Here is a 4,078-nt window from a genome sequence, read left to right as displayed (position 1 = left end):
ACGCTCGGCCCCACGCTCGGCCCCACGCTCGGCCCCACGTCCCGCAGCGGCCGTCACCGCCCCTGGTCGCGTCACCGCGCCACCACCGGACCCGTGGCCTATACGGACACTCGCGGGCACCGTCGGCGCCAGGCCCGACAGACACGCGGACACCATCGCCACCGGGCCTGACAGACGGTTGCAGACACCGTCACCGCCGCGCCCGACGCACACTCGCCGGCATCATCGCCACCGGGCTGACGGACGCTTGCGGGCACCGTCACCGCCGGGCCCGACAGACACTCGCGGGCATCATCGCCACCGGGCCTGGCGGACGCTTGCGGGCACCGTCACCGCCGGGCCCGACAGACACTCGCGGGCATCATCGCCACCGGGCCTGGCGGACGCTTGCGGGCGCCGTCGGTGCTGGGCCTGTTCGCCACCAGGGGTTGGGGGCCGTGCGGAAGTGGGCGCCTGCAGCGCGGAGCTGATGGCGTCGGCTGCGCGCGGTTGCCGGTGCGCTGGTTGGTGCGGACGTGTTCGGCCGTGGTGGTGTCGGCTGTCGTCCCCCAGGAGGTATGGCCCAAGGAGTGCCGTGTGGTGGCGGGCGGCACGGTGCCCTGTGGCTCGGGTTGTCGGACTCGGGGTTCAGGTCCTGAGGGCGGGCTAGCGAGGGGATTCGGCGGCTTGGGCTAGGTGACGGGTCCAGTAGAGGCCCGTTGCGTTGAGGGCTACGCCCGTGATGAGGCAACCGAGGCCCGGAAGGGTGCCGCATAGGAAAGGGATGGGGTGGGCGCCCAGGGCCGCGGCCATGGCCAGGCCCAGCAGGGGCAGGGCGGCCAGTAGGCGGGCGGTCGCACGGGGGCCGGCCAGTTGGACGGACACGTCCTGGCGTTGCGCTTCTTCATCTCGGAGGGCGCTTGCCAGACCGTGCAGGACGGTGGCCAGAGTGCCGCCGCGTTCGGAGCCGACGCGCCAGCAGGCCGCTAGGAGGCGGAGCCCTTCGGCGCCCGGTTTCGTGGCCAGCGTCTCCAGGTGGTCAGGGGGTGGGCGAGGAAGGCTGAGGAGTTCCTTGGACACGTGCGGGTCGAGCACGGCGGCGGCCGACGTGAACGCCTCGTCCGGCGTCCGGCCGGCGGACAGTTCGGCGGCCATGGCGTCGCAGAGTTCGATGATGGACGTCCGGCGGCGACGAGGGCGGGTCCGGCGCTCTTTGAAGGCTTCGGCTCTCCTCTGCAGCGAGAGCAGCGGGTCGGTGGACGGGGGCGCGACAAGGCGGTCTAGACGCTGGGCCGCCGGTGGAGGGGTGAGGAACGTCCAGACGGCGGCGCCGGAGCAGAGAACGACGAGGGTGTTGATCATGATTTGATTCGCAGCCGTGTGGTGAGGGCTTCCGCACCGGCGGCCGGGATGACCTCGCCGGACGCGGTGAACGAGACGGCCGGGACGACGCCGACCAGGCCGTCGGGTGCTCGTCGCAGCAGGCAGATCTCGGCGACGCGGCGGCGGCCTCCACCTGGGTCGCGGACGAGGTGAACGACGATGTCCAGCGCGGCGGCCAACTGACTGTGGACGGCCTCCCGGGTCAAGCCGGCCGCACAAGCCAGCGCTTCGAGACGCGCCGGGACGTCAGCGGCGGTGTTGGCGTGGAGGGTGCCGCAGCCGCCTTCATGACCCGTGTTCAAAGCTTGTAGCAGTACAACTACTTCTGGCCCGCGCACCTCGCCTACGACCAAGCGGTCGGGGCGCATGCGGAGCGCTTGGCGGACCAGGTCGTTCAACGTCACGCCTCCAGCCCCCTCCGTGTTGGGGGGACGGGCCTCCAGCCGTACGACGTGGGGATGGGACGGCTTGAGTTCGGCGGAGTCCTCGACCAGGAGGAGACGCTCGGACGGGTCCACGAGGCTGAGCAGGCCGCTCAAGAGCGTCGTCTTGCCGGTGCCGGTGCCGCCGGTGATCAGGAAGGCGGCGCGGGACTCGATCAGCGCGGCCAGCAGTTCGGCTCCCTCGGGCGGGACCGTGTGCGCCGTGACCAGCTCGTCCAGCGTGAAGGCACGGCGCCTGGGGAGCCGCAGGGACAGGCAGGTCCCGGACGCGGCCACCGGTGGCAGGACGGCGTGCAGCCGCACCCCACCGGGCAGGCGGGCATCGGCGTACGGGGAGGCGTCGTCGAGACGGCGGCCGGCGGCGGCCGTGAGGCGCTGGGCCAGGCGGCGGACGGCGGCCTCGTCCGGGAAGCGGACGGACGTGCGGACGAGGCCGGCGCCCGTGTCGATCCAGACCTCGTCCGGGCCGTTCACGAGGACATCGGTGACGTCTGGGGAGCGCAGCAGCGGCTCCAGGGGCCCGGCGCCCACGAAATCGGCGCGTAACTCGTCCGCCAGGGCCAGTACCTCGCGGTCGCCGAGCAGCCTCTCTTCCGCACGCAGCGCCGCGGCGACCCGCCCGGTCGTCGCCTCGCCGCCGTTGTGGGCGAGACGGTCGCGCACCGCGTCGGAAAGCCCGGTCATGCGGCTTCCCGGTAGGCGTAGGGCTGGAGCGCGAGGTCGGCCAGGACGGTGGTGCAGAAGTCGGTCAGGGGGCCGCGGCGGCAGGCGCGTTCGAGGTCTCCCTCGTCGATGGCGGCCGGTAGCCGGCGGTCGCGTTCGAAGGTTCCCGCTGACGGAAGGTCGAGGGCGCCGGTGACCGCGTCCGGCGTGAGGCCGCCTGGAGCCGGGCCCTGGACGACCAGGCGCAGGTCGGTGGTGTGGTGGCGGAGCGCGGAGGCGAGGCCGTCGGCCGCCACGGTGGCGCGGACCTCGGCCGGGACCAGCAGGAACGTGACGTCGGCGGAGCGCAGGGCGGCGCGTCCGATGTCGCCGGGATGGCGCGGGACGTCGACGATGACGAGGTCGAAGCCGCGCACGGCGGCGTCCAGCAGGGACCGGACGGCCTCGTCCGAGACCGGGACCGGTTCGCCGCGCCGCCAGGACAGCACGGAGAGGTCACCCGAGCGTGGCAGGGTCTCGCGCAGCGTGGCGGTGTTCAGGCGGCCGCGGCGTTCGGCCAGGTCGTGCCAGCGGACCCCCTCGTGCGTTTCCAGCCCGAGGACGAGGTCGATGCCGCCGCCGAACGGGTCGGCGTCGACGAGCAGGGTGCGCAGGCCCTGATTCGCCGCCGTCAGGCCCAGCGCGGTCGCGAGGACGCTGGCGCCGGCGCCGCCGCGTGCGCCGACGACGCAGAGGGTGCTGGCCCAGCCGCCCTCCGGTTCGCAGGCGGCGGCGAACGCGTTGACCAGCCAGTCTTCGTGGTCGGGCAGCGCGGCGACGTCCTGCGCGCCGGCCTCCACCGCCAGGCGGTACGCCTCGGAGGTGGCGCCGTCGCCGGTGACGAGGACGACGCCCGGACGGCGCTGCAGGTCGGCGGCCGCCACGTCTTCGGCGACGTCGGCGCCCACGAGGATGAGGGCGGGCCACGTCCATGCGGGTCTCGCCTCATCGGCGCTGTAGGCGACCTCGGCGTGGGCATCGGCGGCGGCCGCGAGGCGAAGCAGGCCATCGGCGAGCGCGGGGTCGCCCGTAACGATCAGTGCCGCGAGGTTCATCGGGTACTCCTTCGACGTTCGGAGACCCCCACCTTGCGGCGCCCGCCACCACGTGCGCCCCGATTCCGCCAACTGTGGATAACTTCGCCGCCGCCCTCGAGCCGTCCACCCCGGCAGCGCCCTCGATCGTCCCCGACCGAGCAACGCAAAGCGTGACTAATCGACCAGCACCCACAGTGCGGAGCCGCGCCGCGAGGGCGCCCCAGGGCGAGGACGGCGGTCCGATGTAGGGCCGCATGACGCGGCCCAACAGGGCCGCGTCATGGTGGCGATGTGGCGGCATGGGGAGGGCCGCCCTGGTGTAGGCCACCCTGTATGTGGGGCACAGCGCAGGCTTTGAAGGCGGCGCGGCGGGACGGGAGCGCGGGACGGGAGCGCGGCGCAGGGTAGGCGGCCCGGTGTCGGGCGTGGCGTGGATCTGCTGCGGCGGGGGCGGCGGTCCGGCGTGGGACATGAGGCCGGCCCGCGAGGTGATGCGGTCGGGCCGATGTAGAGCGTGGCACGGGGCGGGAGGGC

Annotated in this window: 3 protein-coding genes; all 3 read right to left on the bottom strand. The window is 73.6% G+C overall.

Annotation, left to right across the window (positions count from 1 at the left end):
• Positions 1-645: 645 nt before the first annotated feature.
• Genes E1293_RS45150 through ssd form a run of 3 tightly spaced genes read right to left on the bottom strand, consistent with a single transcriptional unit; the run spans position 646 to position 3,562 of the window.
• Positions 646-1,341, bottom strand: a complete 696-nt coding sequence (locus E1293_RS45150) for a type II secretion system F family protein (RefSeq protein WP_132206027.1) — start codon at positions 1,339-1,341, stop codon at positions 646-648.
• Positions 1,338-2,489 (bottom strand): TadA family conjugal transfer-associated ATPase, encoded by a 1,152-nt coding sequence (locus E1293_RS45145; RefSeq protein WP_132206025.1) that lies wholly within the window; start codon positions 2,487-2,489, stop codon positions 1,338-1,340. The genes E1293_RS45150 and E1293_RS45145 overlap by 4 nt, the downstream gene beginning before the upstream one ends.
• The gene (ssd, locus tag E1293_RS45140) at positions 2,486-3,562 is read right to left on the bottom strand and encodes a septum site-determining protein Ssd (RefSeq protein WP_132206023.1); all 1,077 of its coding nucleotides are present in this window, start codon (positions 3,560-3,562) and stop codon (positions 2,486-2,488) included. Before ssd ends, E1293_RS45145 begins: the two co-directional genes overlap by 4 nt.
• Positions 3,563-4,078 lie beyond the last annotated feature (516 nt).

Origin of the sequence: Actinomadura darangshiensis (genome assembly GCF_004349235.1) — a bacterium.
GTDB classification, from domain to species: Bacteria; Actinomycetota; Actinomycetes; order Streptosporangiales; family Streptosporangiaceae; genus Spirillospora; species Spirillospora darangshiensis.
This window is presented reverse-complemented; position numbering and strand designations above follow the sequence as displayed.

Bases quoted from the DNA above. Each gene is read 5' to 3' on its own strand.
- E1293_RS45150 (WP_132206027.1), bottom strand. From the start codon at position 1,341: ATGATCAACACCCTCGTCGTTCTCTGCTCCGGCGCCGCCGTCTGGACG.
- E1293_RS45145 (WP_132206025.1), bottom strand. From the start codon at position 2,489: ATGACCGGGCTTTCCGACGCGGTGCGCGACCGTCTCGCCCACAACGGC.
- ssd (WP_132206023.1), bottom strand. From the start codon at position 3,562: ATGAACCTCGCGGCACTGATCGTTACGGGCGACCCCGCGCTCGCCGAT.